Origin of the sequence: Arcticibacter sp. MXS-1, assembly GCF_041902385.1 — a bacterium.
In the GTDB taxonomy this organism is placed as follows: Bacteria; Bacteroidota; Bacteroidia; order Sphingobacteriales; family Sphingobacteriaceae; genus Arcticibacter.
In genome coordinates, this window is sequence record NZ_CP169244.1 from 3,226,041 (window position 1) to 3,249,207 (window position 23,167).

The window sequence follows — 23,167 nt, forward strand, 5'->3', positions numbered from 1 at the left end:
AAAAAATATGAAGGCTCAAAGCTACAAAAACGCGGGTTAAAATGCCGGTATTGATCTCGGAAATAGTTCTGGGATGGAATGCTGAACAAAGTAAACTGACATGCTGAACAAAACTCCCTCTTTTATCAGAAGCTAAATTTGTTCTATAACATTTAATCAAAAACAAATGAAAAAAAACAATTATCAAGGCGCGCTTCAGAGACCACTGGGCTCAGGATTTAATGCAGCGTCAACAGCAAGTGAAGTAATCAAAGGAATTGACCTAAGGGGCAAAATTGCAGTAGTCACCGGGGGAAACACCGGTATTGGTCTGGAGACGACAAAGATACTTGCAGGGGCTGGCGCCACTGTTATAGTTCCCGCCCGGGACATAGAAAAAGCAAAGAGGAACCTGGAGGGAGTGCCGGGAGTAGAGCTGGAGCGGATGGACCTCGTTGATCTTGAGTCTGTTGATGCTTTTGCTGCCAGGTTCCTTGAATCAGGCAGACCGCTGCATCTGCTGATCAATAACGCCGGTATTATGTGGGTGCCTTTGCAAAGGGATGCCCGGGGAATTGAATCGCAGCTAGCCACCAATTATTTGGCACAGTTTCAGTTGGTCGCCCGCTTGTGGCCTGCACTTAAAAAGCCGGGGGAGCAAGGGTTGTCAACGTATCCTCATACGGGCACCAGATGGCTCCTTTCAATTTCGAAGATCCGAATTTTGAGCACAGGGAGTATGAGACATTACTGGCTTACGGACAGTCTAAGACCGCATGCAATTTATTCGCGCTGGAACTGGATAGTTTAGCCAAGCGGTTTCAAGTAAGGGCATATTCGCTGCACCCTGGCTCCGTGCATGGGACTGAACTGGGCAGGGACGCTTCAACAGACCTGTTTAAGCAGATGGGATTCTTTGATGAAGATGGAAATATCCGTCCGGAAATTGTCAGAAGCCTGAAAACCGTTCCGCAAGGAGCTGCTACTAGCGTCTGGTGTGTGACCAGCCCCTTGCTCGACGACATTGGCGGGGTTTACTGTGAAGATGCAGATATAGCGGAATTAGATCCGGGGAAATTAGGAGAAGGTAGTGGCTTTGGGGCACGTGGGGTACAGGAGTATTCGTTAGACGAAGGCGACGCCAAAAAGCTATGGGCTCTGAGCGAGCAGATGACGGGTGTTAAATTCAATGTTGAATGAGAGCTTACCCTCGGGCCAACAGCGCAGATTGCTTTACGAAAGTCGGGCAAAAACGAATAACTTTATTTTAATGGAACATGTATCGAGATACCTGTGCAAGGATATCAAGCTTTCTTGCTATGAGGATAGACTCTTTAAGTCCGATTTGATATTTGAGGATCACATGCTGGTATGGTTTATTTCTGGGGAGACGAAAATTATTCAGGCGGATTCAACGTTGAGTTTTAAAACGGGCGATATTTTTCTGATTCCCAGGAATGAACTGGCTACCATCATCAATTATCCGCGGAGCGGCCTGCCGCACAAGACCGTGGTGATGCATTTGTCTGCCGAGCGGTTGAGAAGGTTCTATGAGAAAATAGAGGTCAGGAAAAAGAATCCTCGGGGTCACAAAATTTACACCTTCAACAATCATCCGCTTCTTGAAAGTTGCCTGGCCTCGCTGATACCATATTTCGATCTGGAAGGGGAGTTTCCGGAAAGTCTTGCCTCCTTGAAAATTGCGGAAGCTATCAATATTTTGCGGATGATCGAGCCTGAGGTAGACAGTGTTCTGGCTAATTTTGACGCTCCCGGTAAAATTGATCTGGTTGATTTCATGCAGCGCAATTTTATGTTCAACATGCCAATGGAGAAATGGGGCTATCTGACCGGCCGCAGCCTGTCTACTTTTAACAGGGATTTTAAAAAGCTTTTTAATACGAGTCCTCAAAAATGGCTGACCGAGAAAAGGCTGGCGCTGGCTTACTATCAGCTGAGAGAAAAGAAGAAGAAACCTACAGAGGTTTATCTTGAAGCAGGTTTTGAGGACCTGTCGCACTTTTCGTTTGCTTTTAAAAAGAAGTATGGGGTATCGCCAGGTCACCTGGTGTAGATGTTTTTGGAGAGATTTGCATATCGCGTCAATTCGTGACGCAGGTCCTTTTTTACTTTTCTGAGAAGCTCTACTTTCGCGCCTCACTTAGATAATATTCAAATGAAAGAAGAAAGAGAAGTAACTCTGAAAGATTCGTACGCTAATCCCGGACCGCTTGGCCTTTTTGCATTCGGTATGACCACGGTGTTATTAAATATCCATAACGCCGGTTTTTTTGAACTTAATTCCATGATCCTGGCGATGGGCATATTTTATGGAGGTATCGCGCAGGTCATTGCAGGCATTGTTGAAGCTAAGAAGAACAATACCTTCGGATTTACTGCTTTTACGTCCTACGGTTTCTTCTGGCTTTCGTTTGTCGGGCTTCTGGTACTCCCTAAACTCGGATGGGCTGCTCCTGCATCCTCTACCGGACTTGTTGCTTACCTGACCATGTGGGGTATATTCACCTTGCTGCTTTTTCTGGCAACATTGAAGAAGAACAGAGCACTGCAGCTCGTGTTTGGCTCTCTGACCCTGCTGTTCTTTTTGCTGGCTATTGGCGATTTTACCGAAAATGCGGGTATTAAAACGTTCGCCGGTTATGAAGGGATCCTCTGCGGAGCTATTGCCATCTACACTGCTATTGCGGAGGTGCTCAATGAAGTTTGGGGAAGGGAGATACTGCCGATCGGGCATGTAAAGAAGTAATTGTGGCCCCATGAAGAACCTTCAGGACCTTTGTTCTCAATTGAAAGAAAGTCAGAATGCGAGGGGCTGTTTCACCTTCGTTACAAAGAGCTTAGTTTAGCAATCTATGACTATATTCGGATCAAAACTTTAAGCAAGAATAACTTCGATTTTTTAGTGCTGTATGAAAAGATGTGTATTTTTTATTTTAATTGCCTTTAGCTGCATTTCCTGGCGCCCTTCAGCTCAGAAAGAACCTTCCCGTGAGGAGAAGCGCGATAGCATACTGAAGAACATTGTGCCTCCCAAAATCTCAGCAAATAAGGTCCTGCTCACGGACTTTGGCGCTGCGGGTGATTCTTCGACCGACTGTAAACCTGCTTTCGACAAAGCCATCCGGGCCTGCAAGGCGAAGAAAGGGGGAAGGATCGTTGTGCCTGCAGGAACTTATATTATTAAAGGCCCTATTCACCTGATCAGTAATCTTTGTATTGATTTACAGAAGGGGTCGAAGCTGGTCTTTGGTACCAATCCATCCGATTATCTGCCTGCCGTTCTTACGAGCTGGGAAGGCACCTTCCTCTATAACTACAGCCCGTTCATTTATGGCTACCAGCTGGAGAACGTGGCGATTATAGGAGAGGGAGTGATAGACGGGAATTCGCGCGATTCTTTCAGTCTCTGGAGTGACAAGCAAAAAGACAGTCAGCTTTTAAGCCGGAAGATGAATCACGAGAACACGCCTTTGAAGGACCGAAAGTTTGGAAAAGGATATTTTCTTCGTCCGCATCTGATCCAGTTCTTCGAGTGTAAGAATATCCTGGTAGAGGGGTTAACCATTACCAATTCTCCTTTCTGGTGTGTGCATATTCTGAAGTCGGAGAACTTCACCGCAAGAAAGGTGAAGTTTAATGCGTTTAACAAGAATAACGACGGCTTCGATCCGGAGTACTCGAAGAATATTCTGATTGAGGACATCGACTTTAACAATGGCGATGATAACGTAGCCATTAAAGCAGGAAGGGATCACGAAGGGAGAAGTACCGCTATACCGTCGGAGAATATCATTATCCGCAATTGCCGGTTTAAGGGACTGCACGGCGTAGTGATCGGCAGTGAGATGTCGGCTGGTGTACAGAATGTTTTCGTAGAGAACTGCAGTTACGGGGGCTATTGCAAGCGTGGCATATTTTTAAAATCCAATCCCGACCGTGGCGGTTATATCCGGAATATTTATGTGAATGACGTCGAGTTCGGTGAAGTGGAGGACTGCTTCTTCATCACTTCTTATTACCACGGTGAAGGCAAAGGTTTTGAAACCGACATACGCGATGTGTTTGTAGAGAATGTAAAATGCCGCAGAGCAACGAACGCAGGTGTCGTTATTCAGGGCTATCCTTCAAAGAAAGTTAGGGATGTTCACTTATCGAATGTTACGATCGACTCCGCGGCGACCGGATTAAGCCTTACTAATGCCGAGAATATTGTCTTTAATAATGTAGTTATCGGTGCAGAAGTGAAAGTGCCATCGCACGTGAAGTAGAGGGGACAGAGGCTGCATTCCAGGTCCTGGAGAAAAGTGCTCTCGAAACACTAATTCTGCCAGGGGATTGCTAAAGCAATTGTGGCTTCAAGAATAGATTACTGCCATAATATCAAAAAAAGAGGCTGAACTCAGTTATGAGACAGCCTCTTTTTTTTGTCGTCCGAAACCCGCGTACCTTTTGTTAATTGAATACGGTGGAAACGTTGGTGATTTTCCAGCCTTTATTTGTGTTACTAACCGTTACATAGTTAATTCTGGTGAATTCATCAGAAGTCAAGCCGACAAGGGATCGATACCGGAAGGTCCGCCTTGCTTTAACAGAATTTCAGTCGCTACAATACTGCTAGTACCGGGTAAGGAGATTCTTCTAGTATTTTCCGGGTGCCCGAGTTTCTAAACCATGAACGTAGTCCGTGGACTATTCTGGTCGGAACAACAATCAGGTCGGTCTTTTTATCTTCGGCCTGACTCATTACTTTCTTTACTGTATTCGGACCTGCTTCTATCTCTTTCTCTATTTCCGCTGCCTTTTCCCGCGAGATCAGAGTCTGGGCAAGGTCGGCAAGCTGGTTTGCCAGTTCGATTTCCGACGGCTTCTTTGCAGGGCTTACCGACGCGTATAGAGTTACGTTCGAATTGTTCTTTCTGATTATAGGCAGCGCAATGCCTGCGGAGAATGATTCGGAAGAGAAGGGGGCCAGAGAGAATAGCACGTTTTTAAAGTTGAAATTCCGGGAGCCCGCAGGGACAGTCAGGACGGGCCGCCCGATCATCCTTAGAAGCCGGTATACGCTTTGGCTCCTTTGAAAGGTGAACAGTGCCGGGCGTCGTTTCTTCTCAACAAGAATGAGGTCGCAATGAAAGTCGGCAGTTTTGGTAGCTATTGCCTGGTAGAGGGAGCCTGTAGCTAAGTGAAATAAGCAGCTAATTTCGTGTTCTTCCTGTATCTGCGCGGCCCTGCGTTCAAGGTCTTTGAGCAGGTCCGTCTGAGCAAGTAAGAACAACTCCAGGGTACGGGGATTTTTGCCAGGTGGTAAGACCAGGCTATTTCCTTCTGTCACATGGAGCAAGTGTAATGCCGCCTTATGCCTTTTGCACATTGCAATTCCTGTTGCCACAGCGCTTTCTGATGAGCTGGAAAAATTGAGAGGGATGAGAATATTTTTAATGGAGTTCTTCATATGTGTATGTATTTTCAAATAATAAATGTGGTTTTAAACAGCCGGTCGGTCTGAAGACAGCCTTGCCGGGAATGTGAGGATTCGTGGTTGGAGATGAGTCGTACCTGCAGATGATACCTAAGGTTCTTTCAGGTCGCTTGTATGTCACCCCATTTTACGTTAGACAAGGAAGATGAGGGATCGTTTAAAGATCCTTTCTTTAAAACGCTAAATTGTCCGTTAGATTCTATGACCACGGCTTCTGCATCCTGCAGATCAGAAACGCCCTGGCTTCTGAGAACAGAGCGTACTTCTGCCTCTGTTACCCTTTCTTTTTTCAAAGCTTCCCATAAAAAACTGCCTTTAAAGAAAATGAGCCTCGGTTCTGAGCTGATTAGTTTTGAGAATCGCGCTGACCTGACAGAAGCTGCAGCAAGTGAATATTGAAGAATGATTAAAAGTCCCAGTGCCGTTACTCCCTCAAGCAGGGCGACGTTTTTATTTAGTAAAACAGTCGCCAGAGTTGATCCAAGAGCAACGGTAACGATAAAATCAAACTCTTTCATCTGTGAAAGCGTCCGTTTTCCGGAGATCCTGAGCATCAGGATCAGTGAAAAATAAGCCAGTATGCCTATTACCACGGTTCTTAGGATACTATCCCAGTTGTTAATGAAGATGTTTTCCATGTAGTATTAATTGAAAATGCTTTCTTCTGTTTCCGGAATTTCATATTCTCTCCTGATCTAATTCGTATTAGAGGAAAGCAGGCCGCCCAGTGGCGACCTGTTCGCGAGGCGCTGGGGCGGGATCTAATTTGTATTAGAGGAAACCAGGCGCGATACGATCTGTTAAACCATTGAACCATTAAAATTAATAACTATGGGATATCACGAATGGAAATCTTGCATTGATGCCTGTCTTCAATGCGCCGCTGTCTGCAACCACTGCGCCAGCTCATGTACAAAGGAAGAAGATGTAAAAATGATGGCCAGGTGTATCGAGCTGGACATGCAATGTGCAGCGATCTGTTACGCTTCAGCACAGCTCATGAGTATGGGAAGTGCGCAGGCCCGGCAACTGTGTTCAATTTGTGCCGAGATCTGCGAAGCATGCGGTAATGAATGCGGAAAGCATCAGACCGAGCATTGTCAGGAATGTGCCCGCATTTGCAAAGAATGTGCTGAGCAGTGCAGAAAGATGGCAGCTTAAAGCTGGCGCTTTAGGTTAAATCCCTGCTATGCGGGGATTTTTGAGCCTTATTACTCCCCCCAAACTCTACTTATATCTGTCCGGTTAACTGATCATTGTCCTGGGAAGAAGATAGTTGAAGAATAACAGCCCGGCGGTTGAGTCCATTCTTCCCCGTAGTTTATCTACTCAAACCGCGTTTGGGGGATAGTGTATCGTATTAACAGGGTACCCAACCTGCTGTTAAAGCCCATTACGGGACTAGTCATTACAAGTGTGCTATCACTTTGCGTCTCAATATTTGTGTCGTTGTTGTTTAAACTGCCTGCACTCGCGATGGAAGAAAACGGCTGTCCCTCGTCCTTCTTGTTCGTTGATGCAATGATCTTGCCTTTGTTGTCAGCTATTGCTATCTGCTGGAAGTTCTTCTCTTTCACCATATCATTCAGATAAAGATTGACCTGGTTCCTGTTACCCTGCATCAACTCAGTCCGCACGGCCCAAACAAAGGGCTTAGCCAGTAAGAGAAGATGTTGTTTGTGAACTTCTGCAATTTCACTTGTTGCCTGTTCCTTCAGGTTCTGCTTTTCCTTCTCGGAGGCATTCCTGATTCCGCTTATTTCCACCGACTTCCAGATCCATAAGCTGATCAGCAGGATCAATGCAACTCCTATGGTGATCAGATATTTCTTTTTCCCGGGTGACATCGTTGATCTTTTGTCGGGCGGGGATGTGCGATCCGCTTCTGTGCGCTTTTCGTTAAACTGGTCCATATCGTAAGATTTTGCTTGCTAGGTATTCTTTTTTGCTGTCGCTACTATTATAATGCCGCCGACTAAGAGTATCCCTCCCAGGTATGGAGGCCAGTTAACGGTCTCTTTTTTATCTGCGGAAACCTGTAGCGGCCCTGCATCAATTATTTTTTCTTTCTTGGTGTACGAGAAGCCGGTCCAGATAAGCATTACTACTCCAACTACGATCAATATCAAACCGATTGTTCTGTTCATAATAATAAAGATTGCTTATAAGTATAATAGTAAAGGCGGGCGATTGTTTTTTTTAACCTCCAATTAGCTGCAAGGTCGCTATTGGAAAAGAATGCGTCATTCTTAAGGCGAACGAACAAGGCGCGGGCATAAACAACTTTTATCTGCCCTTGTTGTTTTTTTCATGAGCTCCTACGAAGTTATCTCTGCAATCATCCTTCTGGCCGCCGTTTTTGCTTACATCAATTTTCGCTTTATTAAGTGTCCGGGAACAATAGGGATCATGGCATTGTCCCTTATCTTTTCAGTAGTGATTGCGTTCAGTGGAAGCTTTTTTCCTCTGTTTTCTTCTTATGTCGTCAGCGCCGTGAGTTCCGTGAACTTTCAGAAAGTCCTCATGGAGATCATGCTCAGCTTTTTGCTTTTTGCGGGAGCTATGCATATTAATCTGACAGAGCTTAAGAAAGTTAGATTATCTGTGATAACCATGGCTTCTGTGGGTATTCTGATTTCAACAGCGCTCATAGGCCTCTTTACATTTTTACTCTTTCGCTTCTTCGATTTTGACATCCCTTTGATCTACTGCCTTGTTTTTGGCGCGCTGATATCTCCGACCGACCCTGTTGCGGTGCTCGGTATCCTGAAGGAATCAAAGATATCGAAGTCTTTAGAGCTGAAGATTTCAGGAGAATCGCTCTTTAACGATGGAGTAGCAGTCGTATTGTTTATCGGACTTTCAGAAATAGCAGTAAGAGGTATAGAGACAGTTTCTGTCTCAGATGTGGCCTTACTTTTTCTCCAGGAAGCTGGCGGTGGAATTGCTTTCGGTTTGATGCTGGGATATATCGGCTTCTGGTCGCTTCGGTCTATTGATAATTATAACATTGAGGTCCTGATAACGGTAGCGCTGGTAATGGCAGGTTATACCCTTGCCAACCACATTCACATCTCGGGGCCCCTCGCTATTGTGGTTGCCGGAATCCTGACCGGCAACAAGGCAAAAAAACTTGCAATGTCTGATCTCACCCGCGATTATCTTACTAAGTTCTGGGAGCTGATCGATGAAATTCTGAACGCGATTCTGTTTCTGCTTATAGGGCTCGAAATGCTCGTGATCAAGACCAGCAATACCCTGCTTTCTCTTAGCCTGCTCGTTATCCTTCTCGTCTTAATTTCAAGGTGGATATCGGTAAGCTTGCCCACCTTGTTTCTTCGCCGGTATATCACTCTAGAGAAGCACACCCTGACGATCCTCACCTGGGGAGGCCTGCGGGGAGGAATTTCTGTTGCTTTGGCATTATCTCTGCCCGAAGCTCTTTTCAGAAACGAGTTTGTACAGATCACCTATGTAGTGGTTGTCTTCTCCATTCTTGTGCAGGGGCTAACCATAGGGAAATTGGCAGCTCGTCTGGCCGGTGCTCAAAGCCAGAGGTAGAGGGTGCCACGATCCTGGTACTTTTTCCCATAGGCAGAACCGGTGGTAATGTATATAGCGGAGCAGAACTGCCTGTACAAATAGGAAAAGAATCTTACATTTATGCCTCGAAAGCTAAGTCTCAGTGCCGCTCGCCCGAAAGATACATTCAGTGCTGAGAGCAGGGGCTTTATGCAGGAAACCTAAATAAAATAAGGACCCAAAAATACTTAGCACATGCAAGTACACACTTGTCGTAACTCTTTCCAGGCCGTCAGGTCGTTTTTCATGTTGCTCGCCCTCAGCATCTTTTCTGTTGCTCAGGCGCAGCCTTTGCAGCGTCTGAAGTATAATTTCAATCCAGGATGGAAGTTGTTTGTCGGAGATGTCAGGGGTGCAGAAGCGCCCTCCTTTGACGACCAGAGCTGGAAGCCCGTCACTTTACCTCACGCCTGGAATGAGGATACTGCATTTAAAGTGGCCATCGATGAGCACCCGACTGGAATAGCGTGGTACAGAAAGCACTTTACTGTTCCAAAAGAAGCCCGGGGCGGCAAGATTTTTATCGAGTTTGAAGGAGTGAGGCAGGCTGGTGAATTTTACATTAACGGCAAGTTCGTTGGATTACATGAAAACGGGATTACAGCTTTTGGCTTTGACATTACCGATCTCATCAGATTCAACGAGGAAAACGTGGTTGCCGTGCGGAACGACAACGCCTGGGATTATCAGGAGAAAGAGTCAAAATCACGCTTTCAGTGGAACGACAAGAACTTTAACGCCAATTATGGAGGCCTTCCCAAGAATGTCTGGCTGCATACAACTGCTAAAGTTTATCAGACGCTTCCTTTGTATTCATTCCTTGGTACAACCGGAAACTATGTATACGCCACAGATTTCGATATTCCGGCGAGGAAGGCTACCATTGTGGCTGATGCCGAGGTGAAAAATGAAATGGATACCAGGAAGACTTTCGAGTATGAGGTTGAGATCCGGGATATAGACGGTAAAACCCTCAACACTTTTAAGGGGGGACAATACACGCTGTCACCGGGGGAAACAAAAGTGGTTTCAGCAAGAGCGACAATGTCGGGCCTCAACTTCTGGAGCTGGGGTTATGGTTATCTCTACACCGTTTTGTCCCGATTAAAGACCGATGGGGTAGTGATCGACGAAGTACCTCTAAAGACCGGCTTCAGGAAAGCAGAGTTCAAAAATGGAATGGTCTATCTCAACGACCGCGTGCTGATGATGAAAGGTTATGCACAGAGAACCAGCAACGAGTGGCCTGCAGTTGGACTTTCGGTGCCGCCATGGCTCAGCGATTACAGCAAAGGCCTCATGGTCGAAAGCAACGCAAACCTGGTGAGGTGGATGCACATCACGCCCCGGAAACAGGATGTTGAATCATGCGATCGGGTAGGGTTAATACAGGCGATGCCAGCAGGTGACGCAGAACGCGACGTGGAAGGGGAGCGCTGGGTGCAACGGGTTAAGGTCATGAGAGACGCTATTATCTACAACAGAAATGCTCCCAGTATTTTATTTTACGAATGCGGAAACGAGTCCATCAGCGAGGAACATATGGCCGAAATGAAGGCGCTGAAGTATAAATACGATCCTCAGGGCGGCAGAGCAATCGGGTCGCGTGAAATGCTCAACAGTAAAATAGCCGAATACGGAGGCGAGATGTTGTACATCAACAAAAGCGCTCATATTCCGATGTGGGCGATGGAATATTCAAGAGATGAAGGACTGAGGAAATACTGGGATGAGTTTTCGCCGCCCTACCACAAAGACGGTGATGGTCCTCTTTATAAAAACGCACCCGCGCGGGAGTATAACCGTAATCAGGATTCACATGCCATTGAAAACGTGGCACGGTGGTACGACTACTGGAAAGAAAGACCCGGAACGGGAGAAAGAGCGAGTTCGGGAGGCGTCAATATCATATTTTCAGACTCAAATACCCATTTCCGCGGAGCAGAGAACTATCGCCGAAGTGGCGAGGTGGATGCCCTAAGGGTAGCAAAAGACGGATTCTTTGCCCATCAGGTGATGTGGGACGGCTGGGTTGACATAGAGAAGCACAGGACCCATATCATGGGGCACTGGAATTATAAAAAGGGGACGGTGAAGGATATCTACGTGGTGGCTTCAGGTGAAAAAACAGAACTGTTTATCAATGGGAAGTCTAAAGGCATGGGAGACAAATCCTACAATTTTCTATACACCTTTAAGAACATCAGCTGGGAACCAGGCCTGATAAAGGCTGTGACCTACGACGCCAGCGGAAAGATAGTCGCGCATGATGAGATCAAAACAGCCGGAGAGCCTGCTGCGCTGCGTCTGACAACCAGGATGAATCCTGCAGGCTTCAGAGCTGATGGCGCTGACCTGGTGTTGGCTGAAGTGGAGGTTGTTGATAAGGCTGGGAACAGGTGTCCCACTGCCCTCAATATGGTGAGCTTTAAACTTCAGGGAGAAGCTGAATGGCGCGGCGGACTTGCACAGGGCCCCGACAATTACATCTTATCAAAAGATCTGCCGGTAGAAGGAGGGGTGAACCGTGTTCTCATCAGGTCTACCCTTAAGGCAGGACAGGTAGTGCTTACTGCCGCGGCTAAGGGCCTTAGGAGCGCCTCTATTGCTTTTAAATCTATTCCCGTCCCAGTGGAGGGGGGCTGTCCTTAAGTATGCCTGATCAGGGATTAAAGCCCGAGTTTAGAAGAGGTCCAACTCCCTTAACGCCATCATTTAAACCAACAAGGAGGTCCCTTGAGATTGAATCGGCTTCTGCAGGAGCAAACTCTGAAAAGGCAACCGCAAGCTACGACGATAATGAACTAAGCGCCTGGGCGAATGATGGGAAGTTAACAACGGCCTGGATCAGGTACGATCTCAGGGAGGAGTCGGTGGTAAACGAAGTAAACCTGAAGCTGAATAATTTCAGAACCCGTACCTATCCTCTCAGGATAAAGGTGGATAACAAGGTAGTGTTTGAAGGAGAAACTCCTAAAGGCCTGGGATACTGCAACCTTATCTGTAAGCCAGAAAAGGGCAAGACCGTCACGATTGAGCTGATGGGTGAAAATTCAGGAAAGGACGATTCCAACATTGGAGTGGAAATGGGGGTAAGAAACTGGATGACGGTGTTGGCGGGAATAACTTAAATACAAAAGGATTTTTCAGTATCATTGAAACCGAGATCTATCAAACAATGCCTGCCTCAACTAAGTGAGTTTAGCCTTTCCGTTCAAAATTTGTCGTCTCCTTTCAGCGATCGCCTTTTCTGATTCGCTTGTCGCTATTCTTTATCGATAAAAGAGAAAAGAATATTTTCAATATTTGATCATTCAAAAACAAAATATGGAATACAGATTCAGAAAAGCCCGCCATGAGGAGCAGGAACAGATCTGGTCGATTCTGCAGGCGGCCATCACACGCAGAAAAGAGGACGGCAGTAAGCAATGGCAGGACGGATATCCTAATCTGGACGTAGTGAGCCGGGATATTGAAAAAGGAGCGGGTTATATTTTGACCGAAGGAGCAGCTGTGGTTGGCTACAGCGCAGTGATCATTAACGACGAGCCGGAATATAGCAGGATTGAAGGAAAGTGGCTCACTGAAGGTGATTTTGTGGTGATTCACAGGGTTGCTGTAGCAGAAGGTCATCTGGGGAAAGGCCTGGCAAAAAAGATATTCGAGTTTGTAGAGCAGTTTGCTCTTGCTAACAACGTATTCAGCATTAAGGTCGATACGAATTTCGATAATCCTGCCATGATCAGCATTCTGGAGAAGATCGGCTATGTTTATTGTGGCGAGGTGTATTTCAGGGGAAATGCTCGGAGAGCATACGAGAAGGTCTTGAAAAAGACGCCGTGAATGAGTTTTTGAACAGCAAATTGACGCGCCCCTTCCTCAAGTAATGCGGGTACAGGTAATTTGTCAGGCAAGATGCCAATACGGATTTATGACAACAAAAAAGAGGCTGAACTCAGTTGAGACAGCCTCTTTTGTTTAATTGGATGAGGTCAGGGATTGAATTCCCCTGTTTTAGTTAAACATTGTAGAAACGTTCGTGATTTTCCAGCCCTGGTTGGTATTGCTGATCGTCACGTAATTCACTTTGTTAAATCCGTCGTAGCTAAGGGTTACTTTAACGATAGACTGAGCATCGTTCTGTTCTACTACGGTAAAGTTTGTTTTGCAGTTTTGCTCGAGATTCTCAGAATTCTTTAACACTGCCAGCATCTGATTCCTTGAATAATTTACAATGTTCTGTCCTTGTGTAACGGTGAACTTTACTTCGTTATCGAGGACTTCAGTAAGGTCTTTTATTTTGCCCAGGGTCATTGCATCAATGTAAGTCTGAACGGCGTAGTTCATGCTCAGTTTTTGTTCTTTGGAACCATCGTTTTTAGCGAATGTGTTGAAAGAAAATACGATACAAAATGCGAGTACTATAGTCTTTAAAGCTTTCATAATATTAGTATTTTCAGGTGTTTATTTTTTTATCAAATAAACAGAATTGCAAAATGAAAACATGTGTTTTTAAGCACCTTATGATATTTTTACTAAATATTTAAGCGCTACCCTTTCCTGTTGGTTTTCCGTTAAAAAATGCGGTGGATAACGTTTTTTTCTGCCTCTCAGTATCTCGAAAAATGCTAATCTGATATTGTGATTTATGTCACTTTAACACTTTTTTTCCGAGAATGGCCAGACGACCGGAAATTTTTCTTCCCGAAAATGGCAAGAGCGGAAGGACTGTTAAGGAAATAGCCGGTGAAAAAGGCCTTTTTCTGTTACTATTACAACCTGAAATGGAGGCCCGGGCAGCAAAATAAACAGGAGTGCCGGCCGGTTATATGAGGTTTCTTATGTCTGTATTGCATTTGTTTTTGTACCTTTTGCCCATTAACCCAATTGTACGCTTCTGTTATGGAATATCTGGACGGTATTAATGCCCTTACGCTCATCTTTGCTTCCCTGCTGATCTTCGCTATTGCCTACCGTATGTATGGGGTCTTTATGGCCAACCGTGTATTAAAGCTCAACAATAAGAATCTGACTCCAGCGGTAGAATTTGCCGACGGGCAGGATTATGTGGCCACAGACAAGAAGGTATTGTTTGGGCATCATTTTGCTGCAATCGCTGCAGCCGGACCTCTGGTGGGGCCTGTTTTGGCAGCTCAGTTCGGCTACTTGCCAGGCGCTCTCTGGATATTGATAGGCTGCGTCCTTGGCGGGGGAGTTCACGATATGGTGGTTCTGTTCGCCTCCGTGCGTCATAAGGGACAGAGCCTCGCCACCATCGCATCAAAAGAGATCGGAGCTGCAACAGGTACTATTGCAGGACTGGCAATCCTGTTCATCCTGATCCTCACCCTGGCCGGGTTGTCACTGGCCTGTATTAATGCCATGCACGAGGCTTCCTGGTCGTTGTTCACCGTGATCATTACGATGCCAATCGCGGTGATCATGGGCCTCATCATGCGCTATAAAAAGAATAGTGTCACTTTTGCCAGTATCCTTGGAGGGGTTCTGCTGATCGCCGGCATTATTGGCGGGCACGATCTGATGCAGAACCCGGGAATCAGCAGCTTGTTCAGCTGGCATATCAGCACAATATCCATTGCAATACCCGTTTACGGTTTTCTGGCCTCTGTTCTGCCGGTCTGGCTTTTATTAGTACCCCGGGATTATCTGTCCACTTATCTGAAGATAGGAACTATTGTAATGCTTGCTGTAGGTGTGATCTTCATCCATCCGACCGTTCAAATGCCGGCCATCACCAGCTTTATCAGCGGAGGAGGGCCTGTGATCGGAGGGCCGGTGCTGCCGTTTATTTTTATTGTAATTGCCTGCGGAGCCATTTCCGGTTTTCACGCTGTTATTGCTACGGGGACCACGCCCAAGATGATCTCCAACGAAAGGGAAATTCTTTTTGTAGGATACGGGGCCATGCTTGTGGAGGGCTTTGTGGCATTGATGGCACTTATCGCTGCCTGTACATTAATGCCGGGCGACTACTTTGCCATTAATACTCCCAAAGAGGCATATGCCGGTTTCCTGGCTGCTCATCCGCATTTACAAACGGTAGACCTCCAGCATTATTCGGATGTCATTGGCCTTGATCTGCACGGGCGTACCGGCGGCGCAGTTTCTCTCGCTGTTGGCATGGCGCATATCTTCAATAAAGTACCTTTTATGGACCAGCTGACCGCCTACTGGTATAATTTTGCTATTATGTTTGAGGCCGTGTTTATCCTGACCGCCATTGATGCAGGTACACGGGTGGGCCGTTTCTTCCTTCAGGAGATGCTTGGGACTGTAGTTCCTAAATTCAATGACAAGAACTGGATCCCCGGACTGATCATCACGAGTCTATTATTTACCTTTGCATGGGGGTACCTGGTATTTACAGGTAATGTAAGCAGCATCTGGCCTTTGTTTGGCATCAGCAACCAGCTGCTTGCCGCGTGCGGACTCATCGTATGTACTACCATGCTCATCCGGCTTAACCGGGGTAAATATGCGCTGTGTTCAGCAATTCCGGGAGTCCTGATGGCCGTGGTAACCTTCTGGGCGGGATATATTCAGGTCACTACCATCTATATTCCCAAAGAGCAGTACCTTTTGGCCTCGCTGGCCGTGATAGCCATGGTCCTGATGCTATTGGTGTTCGCCGGAGCTTTCAGGAAATGGAATCAACTGCTGCAGATGAAATCATCGAAAGTACTGGATCACTACGGAGAACCTGTAAAGGAACTTGTAGAACGTTAAAATAAAGATTAAGAATGCCTGTACCTCAGAATAAAAAAGAACTTATAGCAGCTATTGAACTAAATTTTGCCAAACTACTGAAGGAGCTGGACGGGCTGACCGAAAGCGTAGCACAGGAGCGTTCCATTGAGGGGCACGTGAAAGATTCGGTGATCACACTTAAAGAGCTTCTTGCTTACCTGCTGGGCTGGGGCCAGCTGGTACTGAAATGGAACAAAGGGAAGGAGGGCGGGCTGCCTGTCGACTTTCCGGAAACCGGCTACAAATGGAATGAGCTTGGGAAGCTGGCCTGCAAGTTTTATAATGACTATGAAGGGCTCACCTACAACGAGGTTAAAGAGGCGTTAATGGCTACAGTATCTGACATAATGGAGCTAATTGACCGGAAAACGGATGAAGAACTTTACCAGGAAGACTGGTACGGAAAATGGACCCTTGGGCGAATGATCCAGTTCAATACATCGTCGCCCTACTCAAATGCCCGAAACCGCATCAGAAAGTGGAAAAAGAAAAGCTTCCTTAAATTTGTAAGCTCTTAAAACTATGGAGGTTAAGCTTTGTTTCATTGGTACGTTTATTATAACACAGCAAGCCAATGAACCAGCAAGAAAACTCCTCCCTTTCATTAGTCAATGAAAATGCTGAAGCCAAGCAGAAAGAAATCAGAAGCTCAGGAAAAGAAAAGTCTGACATCCTGACGACGAGACAGGGTCACCCGGTCTATGATAATCAGAACCTGCGAACGGTAGGAAGCCGCGGCCCTGCTACTCTGGAGAACTACCAGTTCCTAGAGAAGATGTCTCATTTTGATCGAGAGCGGGTGCCCGAACGGGTAGTACACGCCCGTGGTGCAGGAGCTCATGGCTATTTCGAGGCCTACGGCATGGTTGGAGATGAGCCTGTATCGAAGTATACGAGAGCAAAGTTCCTTCAGGAAAAAGGGAAAATAACGCCGCTTTTTGTGCGTTTTTCAAGTGTGATCCATGGTGGCCATTCTCCCGAGACTCTTCGTGATCCGCGTGGTTTCGCCGTGAAGATGTATACAGAAGACGGCAACTGGGACCTGGTCGGAAACAACCTCAAGATATTCTTCATCAGGGACGCCCTGAAATTCCCCGATTTTATTCACGCTTTTAAACCTGATCCTGTCACTAACATCCAGCATCCTGAAAGGCAGTTCGACTTTATCAGCAATACCCCGGAAGCAATGCATATGATCACCTTCCTCTTTTCACCATGGGGTATTCCGGCCAGTTACAGGCATATGCAGGGATCGGGCGTGAATACCTATAAGTGGGTGAACAAGGAGGGGCAGGCAGTTCTGGTGAAGTATCACTGGGAACCGCTGCAGGGCATTAAGAACCTCACCACCATGCAGGCCCAGGAAATTCAGGCCAAAAACTTCAATCATGCTACCCAGGACCTGTATGAAGCGATCGAGAGTGGCGATTTCCCTCAGTGGGAACTTTGCGTCCAGATCATGAGTGACGACGATCACGCCGAGCTGGACTTCGATCCGCTTGACGATACCAAGATCTGGCCTAAAGAGCAGTTCCCATGGCTGCCCGTGGGAAAAATGACCCTCAATAAGAACCCTGTGAACTACTTTGCAGAGGTGGAACAGTCGGCTTTCGGTACCGGCGTACTGGTGGACGGACTTGATTTCTCGGACGATAAAATGCTTCAGGGGCGAACGTTTTCTTACTCAGATACGCAACGGTACCGGGTGGGTACGAACTACCTGCAACTGCCCATTAACTCACCCAGAAACCATGTAGCGACGAATCAGCGCGATGGCCAGATGGCTTACAGGCAGGATATAGTGGAAGGTATGAACCCGCACATCAACTACGAGCCCTCTACCATAGGAGGATTAAAGGAAGCTGAAAGGCCTGGCAAAGAATATACTCCCCATTACAATGCCGCCCTGGTAAGGGCGAAAATAGAGCGTCAGAACAACTTTAAGCAGGCCGGCGAAACGTATAGGGACTTCGAAGCCTGGGAAAGGGATGAGCTGATCTTCAACCTTGTCGACGCATTATCAAAATGCCGGAAGGAGATACAGGATAAGATGATTGAAATGTTTTATGCCTGCGACGACGATTACGGTACCCGGGTCTCTGAAGGCTTGAAAAAGGCTGCAGAAATGAAAATGGGCACTGGTGCCGTTTCTGATGCCGATGACGCCGTAAAGCAGGCCGAAGAGGTTTCAAAAAGCGCCAATCCTTACTAAATATGAAAAATGCAAACAGAAGTGCCTCTCGCATTTTTGTTTGTTCTAAAAGAGTTTGCAATCAATGGATACAATTACTCGTGACCTTTTCGATGCCGCCAGAACCGGTAATATCTCCTCGTTACAGGACTTAATTAAGAGGGTAGAAGATATTGACGTCCGCGACGCCCGTGGTTATACGCCTCTTATCATTGCTGCCTACAATGGTCAGCTGGATGCGGCAAAGTTCCTTTTGGACGCCGGTGCCGATGTGAACGCTCAGGACTTTGGAGGCAATACGGCGCTGATGGGCGTGTGCTTTAAAGGCTATCCTGAAATTGCGGAGCTGCTAATTGCCAACGGTGCGGACCTCAATGCCCGGCATGGGAATGGTGGGACCGCCCTTATGTTTGCTACTCTTTTCGGCCGGAATGAGCTGGTGAAAGTAGTCCTGACCCACGGAGCCGATAAAACGATCCGCGAAAGCCGGGGCCTCACCGCGCTCGACCTTGCCGTGCAGCAGGGGAATGTGGAAGCCATCGAGCTTTTGGAGGCTGAGAAAGTTTTATAAAGAACGCGGCTGATCTTCTGTCTGACCTTCCCGGCCGGGAAGACGCTGTCCTCTATGATCATAGCGGTGGCCATCCTGTTTTCGCATGCCAGCCTTAGAATTTTCTCTGTTTTATTCGGGGCAGCAGTCTTTATTACCGCATTTTCAGCGGGGTGGAGATAAGCCGTGAAATGTTCACTTAATCAAACATTACTCACATTGCTGCTCGGTCTGCTTTGTCGGGAATTCGTCTGCTCTTCGACCGCTAGCCACTATAAACGCCAATGCCAAATGGCAGGGTGAAATGTTTGGTTGGAAGCTCATTCGCCATGAGCTAAACCTCTATTTTGGAGACCGGTTTCTAAAGACTGACACACTTAATTGAACACTACCCCGTCTGTTCCTCGACTGCTTGCCGTCTGTTTGTCGTCAGCTCTTCGTTAGTTCTTCGTTAGTTTGCCGTCAGCTCTTCGTTAGTTCTTCGTCAGCTCTTCGTTAGTTCTTCGTCAGTTTGCCGTCAGTTCGCCGTCACCGCTTCGTTTCTGCTTCGTTTCAGGTTCGTTTCAGCTTCGTCTCTGCTTTTACGTTTTTTCGTCTCCTGGCCGTCGTTTTTCCGTCTCCGCTTCGTTTCCTGGCTTACGGGGAGTAAAAAAACAGACGGTAAACCGACGAACGAGGTACGTCCCATGTAATAGTCAGGAGACAAGCTCAAGCAAGGAAAAAAGAACTGAGAAGGCTAAATACAGTGCCAAGTGGTGCCATCCAGGATGGTGTAACGAGCTTAAAAAAGGGACTGCTCGCCGCGACTTCCGCGAACGAGCTTTAAAATATCCTCACCGTACAAGCTTGTATTGCCTTGTCCGAAGGATTTGATCTTTGCCAGCTGAGTGAGCGACGAGGGTTGTTTATCTGCTATTTCCCAGAGTGCTTTCTCCGGCATAATGGTGTAATCCATCTGGCCTTTTTGCCCCGCTACAGATTTGCGCCACTTTAACAGTTCTTCAAAAAGCGCAGGGTTGGCGGGCTGTTTTTCGAGTACAAGGCTTTTAAGTTTCGCGTGACTATACACATGCTCGTAGTTCAGTCCCGCTTCTATGGCTTCTTTTGAAATGCCTGTGATTGAGTCCGCTGCCGGAAGCTGCGTCATGGCGCTAAGTTTCATCTGCATCACAGACACTACCTGATTGTACAGGGAAAAATATACAGGGGGAACATCAATTGTTGAGGCTTCCTGAAAACTTTTGCTGATTTGTTCAGCCAGTAACGCCAGCTGGGCGCTGAAATAAGTGGCAGCTTTTGCCAACCGCTCTTTTGTGGCACCCTGAAGAAGCGGAGAAAGTGGCAAGGCATCCTCGCTGAGTTCCTGGCGGCTAAACTGTGCTGCAACTTTTCTGATCGTCTCGTGTGTTGCAAGAGCGGCATCTAATTGGGGCAAGGAATTATAAAGGCCGGCCGGAATCTTGCTTCGTACAGCAGATTGGAGGCATCTGATCATTTTATCGCTAAGAGAGAAATCAAACAGATCCAGCAGGGCAGAGGTCTCCTGCAGGTGCCGGGCCTTCTCAAGCGCTGCGCCGTCCGGTTCCTCACAGGTAGCTTCTCTCATGAAATTTACGATGCGGAGGTCGGTCATCACGCTCTCCCGGCGAAGGGGACTGCGGAGCAGCAGGCCCTGCAGGTTGCGGCAACGGCTCAGTGCCACGTACACCTGCCCGTGTGCAAAGGAGCTGGCTACATCAATAACGGCTTTGTCAAAGCTTAATCCCTGGCTCTTGTGGATAGTGATGGCCCAGGCCAGTCGCAGCGGGTATTGCGTGAAAGTACCTGCGTTTGATTCTGATACTTCTTTTTCACCCTCGCTGAGCGCATAGCGGACGTTTTGCCAGGTCTCCAGGGGCACATCCAACTCTGAATGATCATCCCTGAACTCTACCCTGATGTGATTTTTGGCAAGTTCGGTCACTTTTGCTGTTCGCCCGTTATAGTATTGTTTTTTGCCCGATGAGTCGTTCTTGATAAACATCACCTGCGCGCCCACCTTCAGCTGAAGTTTTTCTTCTGCAGGATAAGCTTCGGCAGGGAAATGATCACTTATCGAAGCGGCATAGGTGAACAATTCGCCCGGAAGTGCGGCCAGGCGTTGTTCATTTGTTTCCTTGACCAGCTTATTATGAGTGGTCAGGGTCACATAATCAGTTACATCCACGGCGTTTCCCTCATCCATTAAATGTCCGTTCAGCACGCTGAGGTGCTCGTCGTTGATGTTGGCATCGCGGATGCTGTTGAGTATGCCTATGAAGGTTGGATCGGACTGCCGGTGGATCGTTTTAAGTTCGAATGTCACAATCTGGTGCTGCTTAAAGACCCGGCTGTTAAAGAAGTAAGGGCCCTCGTAAAACCTACTCAAGAGCGCCCAGTCTTTCTCGAATACCGGCGGAAGCTGATAGGGGTCGCCCACCATCAGGACCTGGACACCGCCAAAGGGCCGGGAAGATCCTCTGGTGGTCCTGAGCATGCGGTCAACATAGTCGAGCATATCACAGCGCACCATGCTGACCTCATCGATGATCAGGAGCTCCAGGCGGAGCAGCAGTTTTACTTTATCCGCTGCCGGCGAGCTCTGCGTATACGGCTCATTGCCCTCTTCAAATATCAATGGGCCATACGGCACCTGAAAAAAGGAATTTATAGTGACTCCGCCCGCATTAATGGCAGCAACGGCGGTAGGAGCCACCACCGCGAGATTCTTAGATACATTTGCCTTAACATAGTTCAGGAAGGTGGTTTTTCCGGTACCCGCTTTCCCGGTGAGGAACAAAGGGCTATCGGTCTCTTCAATAAACTTTAAAATCAGCTCGTGCGTCTCAGTCAGAATCATGCGGCAAAGGTAAGGTTATATGCGGAAGGCAGGAGTAAGGCGGGCACTACTATTTTATGGCGCACTCTCCATCTGGGCCTAAAGTAAAACGCAATAGGGAGACCGGGCAAATTTTCTATATTTGATAGAGGCCTTTTATAGTACTACTTGGAGAGACGGGGACAATAGGTTGGTGCTGCGATAAGTCGTCGTGCCAATAAAGTTCGTTATGCAAGCTGTAGTTGATCGTTTTTTCAGAGGCGCCCGGGGGAGGCGGCTGACAAATCATAATAAAGACAATCGTAATTTATAGACCTTTCTGTAATGAAGTTATTTTTGGTAGTCTTATTGTTATTCGCCTTCAACTGTGTTTTTGCACAGAACTCGTACCAGCAAGACCTCGATTTTCTTTATCAGGCAGCAAAGAAGTTGCCCGCCTACCATGATCAGGTCAGGGGAAAGGAGAAAGCCGCTTATGACAAGCTCTACACGCAACTGCGATCAAGGGAGGTTGGGAAGAGCGTTGTTGATACATTTACCGTGCTTTCATCCTTGCTGTGGCCATTTAAAGATAAACATCTGGCTTTTTGGATGCCCTTGAGAAATGAAAGCGATGCCATTTCGATCATGCCCTTTGTCGCAGAGGATCTGGATTCTCTTAAGAATGTCCTAAAGCATAGCCCCCGGGATAGCGTTGAAGGAATCTACCACGCCGGAAAGCAGATGTTGGTTGGTATTTATCGTACAACTACGAAGGATAGCTTAAATTGCGTAGTGCTTGAATCTCAGGCGAAGGCCTTCTCGCCAGGGCAATTGCTGGGAACCCTTTTTCAGTGCGGCGGCGACTCCTTCAGGATGATTTTGGTTGATCCGCAGTCGCGGTCTTTACTCTATTCTCCAGGTGTAAGGGTAACGCATGGCCGTTTTCATGTTTGTGACCTGCGCAAAGAAGTAGAGCCTTCCCATTCGGAGTTCTGGCCGGGAGAGCCTTACCGTTTTCGTAAGATCGGGCCAAACACAGCTTACCTCTATCTCGGAACGTTTTATTCGTCGGACGAGAATTTGAAAAGAGCTTCCGCCTTTGCTGAAAGTATAAAGGACTCCTTAATTTCGGATCATCTGATTGTTGATATTCGGGGAAATATGGGAGGGGAGACAAGTGCTCCCGGCAGTTCTACGATCTGATAAAGAAATACTCACGCCGGGGAAAGTTTACGTTCTGATCAATAGCTGGGTATACAGTAACGCCGAACAGTTTGCTGTCAGGCTTAAAGCTTTGAAAAACGTAACTCTGTATGGGGAGAAGACAGATGGAACAATTACTTACGGAAATAATTCCGGTCGTACATTGCTTTTGCCGACCGGCCGCTTTAAATTTTATCCAACTGACATGAAAGACAGCGGCGGGTTTCTGAAGTATGAAGAGGTAGGGGTGGCGCCGGATGTTCTTCTCCATAGCAGGAGCGACTGGTTAGAGCAAGTGCAAGCCATGATAGAGCGTCAGAAGAATCGGTGAGGTAGAAAAGGTAGTAAGCTGTGCAAGCCTGAGTTTGTTTAGTAAACGTATGACAGCTAGTAATATCGTAACTTCAAAGAACTAATACAGAGATTTATACGTTAAAAAGAATATGAAAGCCTTTTACTCAATAGTCTATTGGCTATTCGTCCTAATGTGGACGAGAAGGTGAGTATTGGGCTTTTAATGGCCGACGGAAATCATTCACGCTTTCAGTATTCCGC

Annotated in this window: 22 protein-coding genes; 16 read left to right on the forward strand and 6 right to left on the reverse strand. The window is 47.0% G+C overall.

Annotated features, from left to right (window positions below; genetic code table 11):
- Positions 1–166: 166 nt before the first annotated feature.
- From ACES2C_RS13940 to ACES2C_RS13960, 5 genes are all read left to right on the forward strand, one after another.
- Positions 167–790, forward strand: coding sequence for an SDR family NAD(P)-dependent oxidoreductase (locus tag ACES2C_RS13940; protein WP_374163694.1), 624 nt, complete (start codon positions 167–169; stop codon positions 788–790).
- Between the two features lie 44 nt (positions 791–834).
- Entirely contained in the window at positions 835–1,179 is a 345-nt protein-coding gene (locus ACES2C_RS13945; protein ID WP_374163695.1) for a hypothetical protein, read from the forward strand.
- Between the two features lie 70 nt (positions 1,180–1,249).
- Complete coding sequence (locus tag ACES2C_RS13950) at positions 1,250–2,053, forward strand: helix-turn-helix domain-containing protein (RefSeq protein WP_374163696.1); 804 nt, start codon at positions 1,250–1,252, stop codon at positions 2,051–2,053.
- Between the two features lie 102 nt (positions 2,054–2,155).
- Complete coding sequence (locus ACES2C_RS13955) at positions 2,156–2,746, forward strand: acetate uptake transporter (RefSeq protein ID WP_374163697.1); 591 nt, start codon at positions 2,156–2,158, stop codon at positions 2,744–2,746.
- Positions 2,747–2,909: 163 nt separating this feature from the next.
- Entirely contained in the window at positions 2,910–4,268 is a 1,359-nt protein-coding gene (locus tag ACES2C_RS13960; protein ID WP_374163698.1) for a glycoside hydrolase family 28 protein, read from the forward strand.
- A gap of 335 nt (positions 4,269–4,603) precedes the next feature.
- Here the strand turns inward: ACES2C_RS13960 and ACES2C_RS13965 are convergent, their stop codons facing one another.
- Complete coding sequence (locus ACES2C_RS13965; RefSeq protein ID WP_374163699.1) at positions 4,604–5,452, reverse strand: universal stress protein; 849 nt, start codon at positions 5,450–5,452, stop codon at positions 4,604–4,606.
- Positions 5,453–5,580: 128 nt separating this feature from the next.
- Positions 5,581–6,117 (reverse strand): DUF421 domain-containing protein, encoded by a 537-nt coding sequence (locus ACES2C_RS13970; protein ID WP_374163700.1) that lies wholly within the window; start codon positions 6,115–6,117, stop codon positions 5,581–5,583.
- A gap of 367 nt (positions 6,118–6,484) precedes the next feature.
- Between ACES2C_RS13970 and ACES2C_RS13975 the strand changes: the two genes are divergently transcribed.
- Entirely contained in the window at positions 6,485–6,640 is a 156-nt protein-coding gene (locus tag ACES2C_RS13975; RefSeq protein ID WP_374166956.1) for a four-helix bundle copper-binding protein, read from the forward strand.
- A gap of 164 nt (positions 6,641–6,804) precedes the next feature.
- On the opposite strand, the gene ACES2C_RS13980 is transcribed toward ACES2C_RS13975, so the two are convergent.
- Complete coding sequence (locus ACES2C_RS13980; protein WP_374163701.1) at positions 6,805–7,392, reverse strand: hypothetical protein; 588 nt, start codon at positions 7,390–7,392, stop codon at positions 6,805–6,807.
- 18 nt (positions 7,393–7,410) lie between these two features.
- Positions 7,411–7,626 (reverse strand): hypothetical protein, encoded by a 216-nt coding sequence (locus ACES2C_RS13985; protein WP_374163702.1) that lies wholly within the window; start codon positions 7,624–7,626, stop codon positions 7,411–7,413.
- 163 nt (positions 7,627–7,789) lie between these two features.
- On the opposite strand from ACES2C_RS13985, the gene ACES2C_RS13990 reads away from it, so the two are divergent.
- From ACES2C_RS13990 to ACES2C_RS14005, 4 genes are all read left to right on the forward strand, one after another.
- Positions 7,790–9,040 (forward strand): cation:proton antiporter, encoded by a 1,251-nt coding sequence (locus ACES2C_RS13990; protein ID WP_374163703.1) that lies wholly within the window; start codon positions 7,790–7,792, stop codon positions 9,038–9,040.
- A 216-nt stretch (positions 9,041–9,256) separates the two neighbouring features.
- A complete protein-coding gene (locus ACES2C_RS13995; RefSeq protein WP_374163704.1) occupies positions 9,257–11,713 on the forward strand; it encodes a sugar-binding domain-containing protein in 2,457 nt (818 codons plus the stop codon).
- Between the two features lie 2 nt (positions 11,714–11,715).
- Positions 11,716–12,192 (forward strand): hypothetical protein, encoded by a 477-nt coding sequence (locus ACES2C_RS14000; RefSeq protein WP_374163705.1) that lies wholly within the window; start codon positions 11,716–11,718, stop codon positions 12,190–12,192.
- 196 nt (positions 12,193–12,388) lie between these two features.
- Complete coding sequence (locus ACES2C_RS14005; protein ID WP_374163706.1) at positions 12,389–12,904, forward strand: GNAT family N-acetyltransferase; 516 nt, start codon at positions 12,389–12,391, stop codon at positions 12,902–12,904.
- A 171-nt stretch (positions 12,905–13,075) separates the two neighbouring features.
- On the opposite strand, the gene ACES2C_RS14010 is transcribed toward ACES2C_RS14005, so the two are convergent.
- Positions 13,076–13,504, reverse strand: coding sequence for a nuclear transport factor 2 family protein (locus ACES2C_RS14010; RefSeq protein WP_374163707.1), 429 nt, complete (start codon positions 13,502–13,504; stop codon positions 13,076–13,078).
- Between the two features lie 459 nt (positions 13,505–13,963).
- On the opposite strand from ACES2C_RS14010, the gene ACES2C_RS14015 reads away from it, so the two are divergent.
- From ACES2C_RS14015 to ACES2C_RS14030, 4 genes are all read left to right on the forward strand, one after another.
- Complete coding sequence (locus ACES2C_RS14015; protein WP_374163708.1) at positions 13,964–15,808, forward strand: carbon starvation protein A; 1,845 nt, start codon at positions 13,964–13,966, stop codon at positions 15,806–15,808.
- A gap of 14 nt (positions 15,809–15,822) precedes the next feature.
- Positions 15,823–16,347, forward strand: a complete 525-nt coding sequence (locus ACES2C_RS14020; RefSeq protein WP_374163709.1) for a ClbS/DfsB family four-helix bundle protein — start codon at positions 15,823–15,825, stop codon at positions 16,345–16,347.
- Between the two features lie 56 nt (positions 16,348–16,403).
- A complete protein-coding gene (locus ACES2C_RS14025; RefSeq protein ID WP_374163710.1) occupies positions 16,404–18,041 on the forward strand; it encodes a catalase in 1,638 nt (545 codons plus the stop codon).
- Between the two features lie 64 nt (positions 18,042–18,105).
- On the forward strand, positions 18,106–18,591 hold the full coding sequence (locus ACES2C_RS14030) for an ankyrin repeat domain-containing protein (RefSeq protein ID WP_374163711.1): 486 nt from the start codon (positions 18,106–18,108) through the stop codon (positions 18,589–18,591).
- Positions 18,592–19,351: 760 nt separating this feature from the next.
- Here the strand turns inward: ACES2C_RS14030 and ACES2C_RS14035 are convergent.
- Positions 19,352–21,448, reverse strand: a complete 2,097-nt coding sequence (locus tag ACES2C_RS14035) for an HRDC domain-containing protein (RefSeq protein ID WP_374163712.1) — start codon at positions 21,446–21,448, stop codon at positions 19,352–19,354.
- 303 nt (positions 21,449–21,751) lie between these two features.
- Here ACES2C_RS14035 and ACES2C_RS14040 point away from each other — a divergent pair, with 303 nt between their 5' ends.
- Entirely contained in the window at positions 21,752–22,612 is an 861-nt protein-coding gene (locus tag ACES2C_RS14040) for a hypothetical protein (protein ID WP_374163713.1), read from the forward strand.
- On the forward strand, positions 22,587–22,943 hold the full coding sequence (locus tag ACES2C_RS14045; RefSeq protein WP_374163714.1) for a S41 family peptidase: 357 nt from the start codon (positions 22,587–22,589) through the stop codon (positions 22,941–22,943). Before ACES2C_RS14040 ends, ACES2C_RS14045 begins: the two co-directional genes overlap by 26 nt.
- Positions 22,944–23,167: the final 224 nt, after the last annotated feature.

Bases quoted from the DNA above. Each gene is read 5' to 3' on its own strand.
- ACES2C_RS13985 (WP_374163702.1), bottom strand. From the start codon at position 7,626: ATGAACAGAACAATCGGTTTGATATTGATCGTAGTTGGAGTAGTAATG.
- ACES2C_RS14010 (WP_374163707.1), bottom strand. From the start codon at position 13,504: ATGAAAGCTTTAAAGACTATAGTACTCGCATTTTGTATCGTATTTTCT.
- ACES2C_RS13950 (WP_374163696.1), top strand. From the start codon at position 1,250: ATGGAACATGTATCGAGATACCTGTGCAAGGATATCAAGCTTTCTTGC.
- ACES2C_RS13955 (WP_374163697.1), top strand. From the start codon at position 2,156: ATGAAAGAAGAAAGAGAAGTAACTCTGAAAGATTCGTACGCTAATCCC.
- ACES2C_RS13990 (WP_374163703.1), top strand. From the start codon at position 7,790: ATGAGCTCCTACGAAGTTATCTCTGCAATCATCCTTCTGGCCGCCGTT.
- ACES2C_RS13970 (WP_374163700.1), bottom strand. From the start codon at position 6,117: ATGGAAAACATCTTCATTAACAACTGGGATAGTATCCTAAGAACCGTG.
- ACES2C_RS14005 (WP_374163706.1), top strand. From the start codon at position 12,389: ATGGAATACAGATTCAGAAAAGCCCGCCATGAGGAGCAGGAACAGATC.
- ACES2C_RS14025 (WP_374163710.1), top strand. From the start codon at position 16,404: ATGAACCAGCAAGAAAACTCCTCCCTTTCATTAGTCAATGAAAATGCT.
- ACES2C_RS13975 (WP_374166956.1), top strand. From the start codon at position 6,485: ATGGGAAGTGCGCAGGCCCGGCAACTGTGTTCAATTTGTGCCGAGATC.
- ACES2C_RS13980 (WP_374163701.1), bottom strand. From the start codon at position 7,392: ATGGACCAGTTTAACGAAAAGCGCACAGAAGCGGATCGCACATCCCCG.
- ACES2C_RS13940 (WP_374163694.1), top strand. From the start codon at position 167: ATGAAAAAAAACAATTATCAAGGCGCGCTTCAGAGACCACTGGGCTCA.
- ACES2C_RS14035 (WP_374163712.1), bottom strand. From the start codon at position 21,448: ATGATTCTGACTGAGACGCACGAGCTGATTTTAAAGTTTATTGAAGAG.
- ACES2C_RS14040 (WP_374163713.1), top strand. From the start codon at position 21,752: ATGAAGTTATTTTTGGTAGTCTTATTGTTATTCGCCTTCAACTGTGTT.
- ACES2C_RS13960 (WP_374163698.1), top strand. From the start codon at position 2,910: ATGAAAAGATGTGTATTTTTTATTTTAATTGCCTTTAGCTGCATTTCC.
- ACES2C_RS14000 (WP_374163705.1), top strand. From the start codon at position 11,716: ATGCCTGATCAGGGATTAAAGCCCGAGTTTAGAAGAGGTCCAACTCCC.
- ACES2C_RS14030 (WP_374163711.1), top strand. From the start codon at position 18,106: ATGGATACAATTACTCGTGACCTTTTCGATGCCGCCAGAACCGGTAAT.
- ACES2C_RS13965 (WP_374163699.1), bottom strand. From the start codon at position 5,452: ATGAAGAACTCCATTAAAAATATTCTCATCCCTCTCAATTTTTCCAGC.
- ACES2C_RS13995 (WP_374163704.1), top strand. From the start codon at position 9,257: ATGCAAGTACACACTTGTCGTAACTCTTTCCAGGCCGTCAGGTCGTTT.
- ACES2C_RS14020 (WP_374163709.1), top strand. From the start codon at position 15,823: ATGCCTGTACCTCAGAATAAAAAAGAACTTATAGCAGCTATTGAACTA.
- ACES2C_RS14015 (WP_374163708.1), top strand. From the start codon at position 13,964: ATGGAATATCTGGACGGTATTAATGCCCTTACGCTCATCTTTGCTTCC.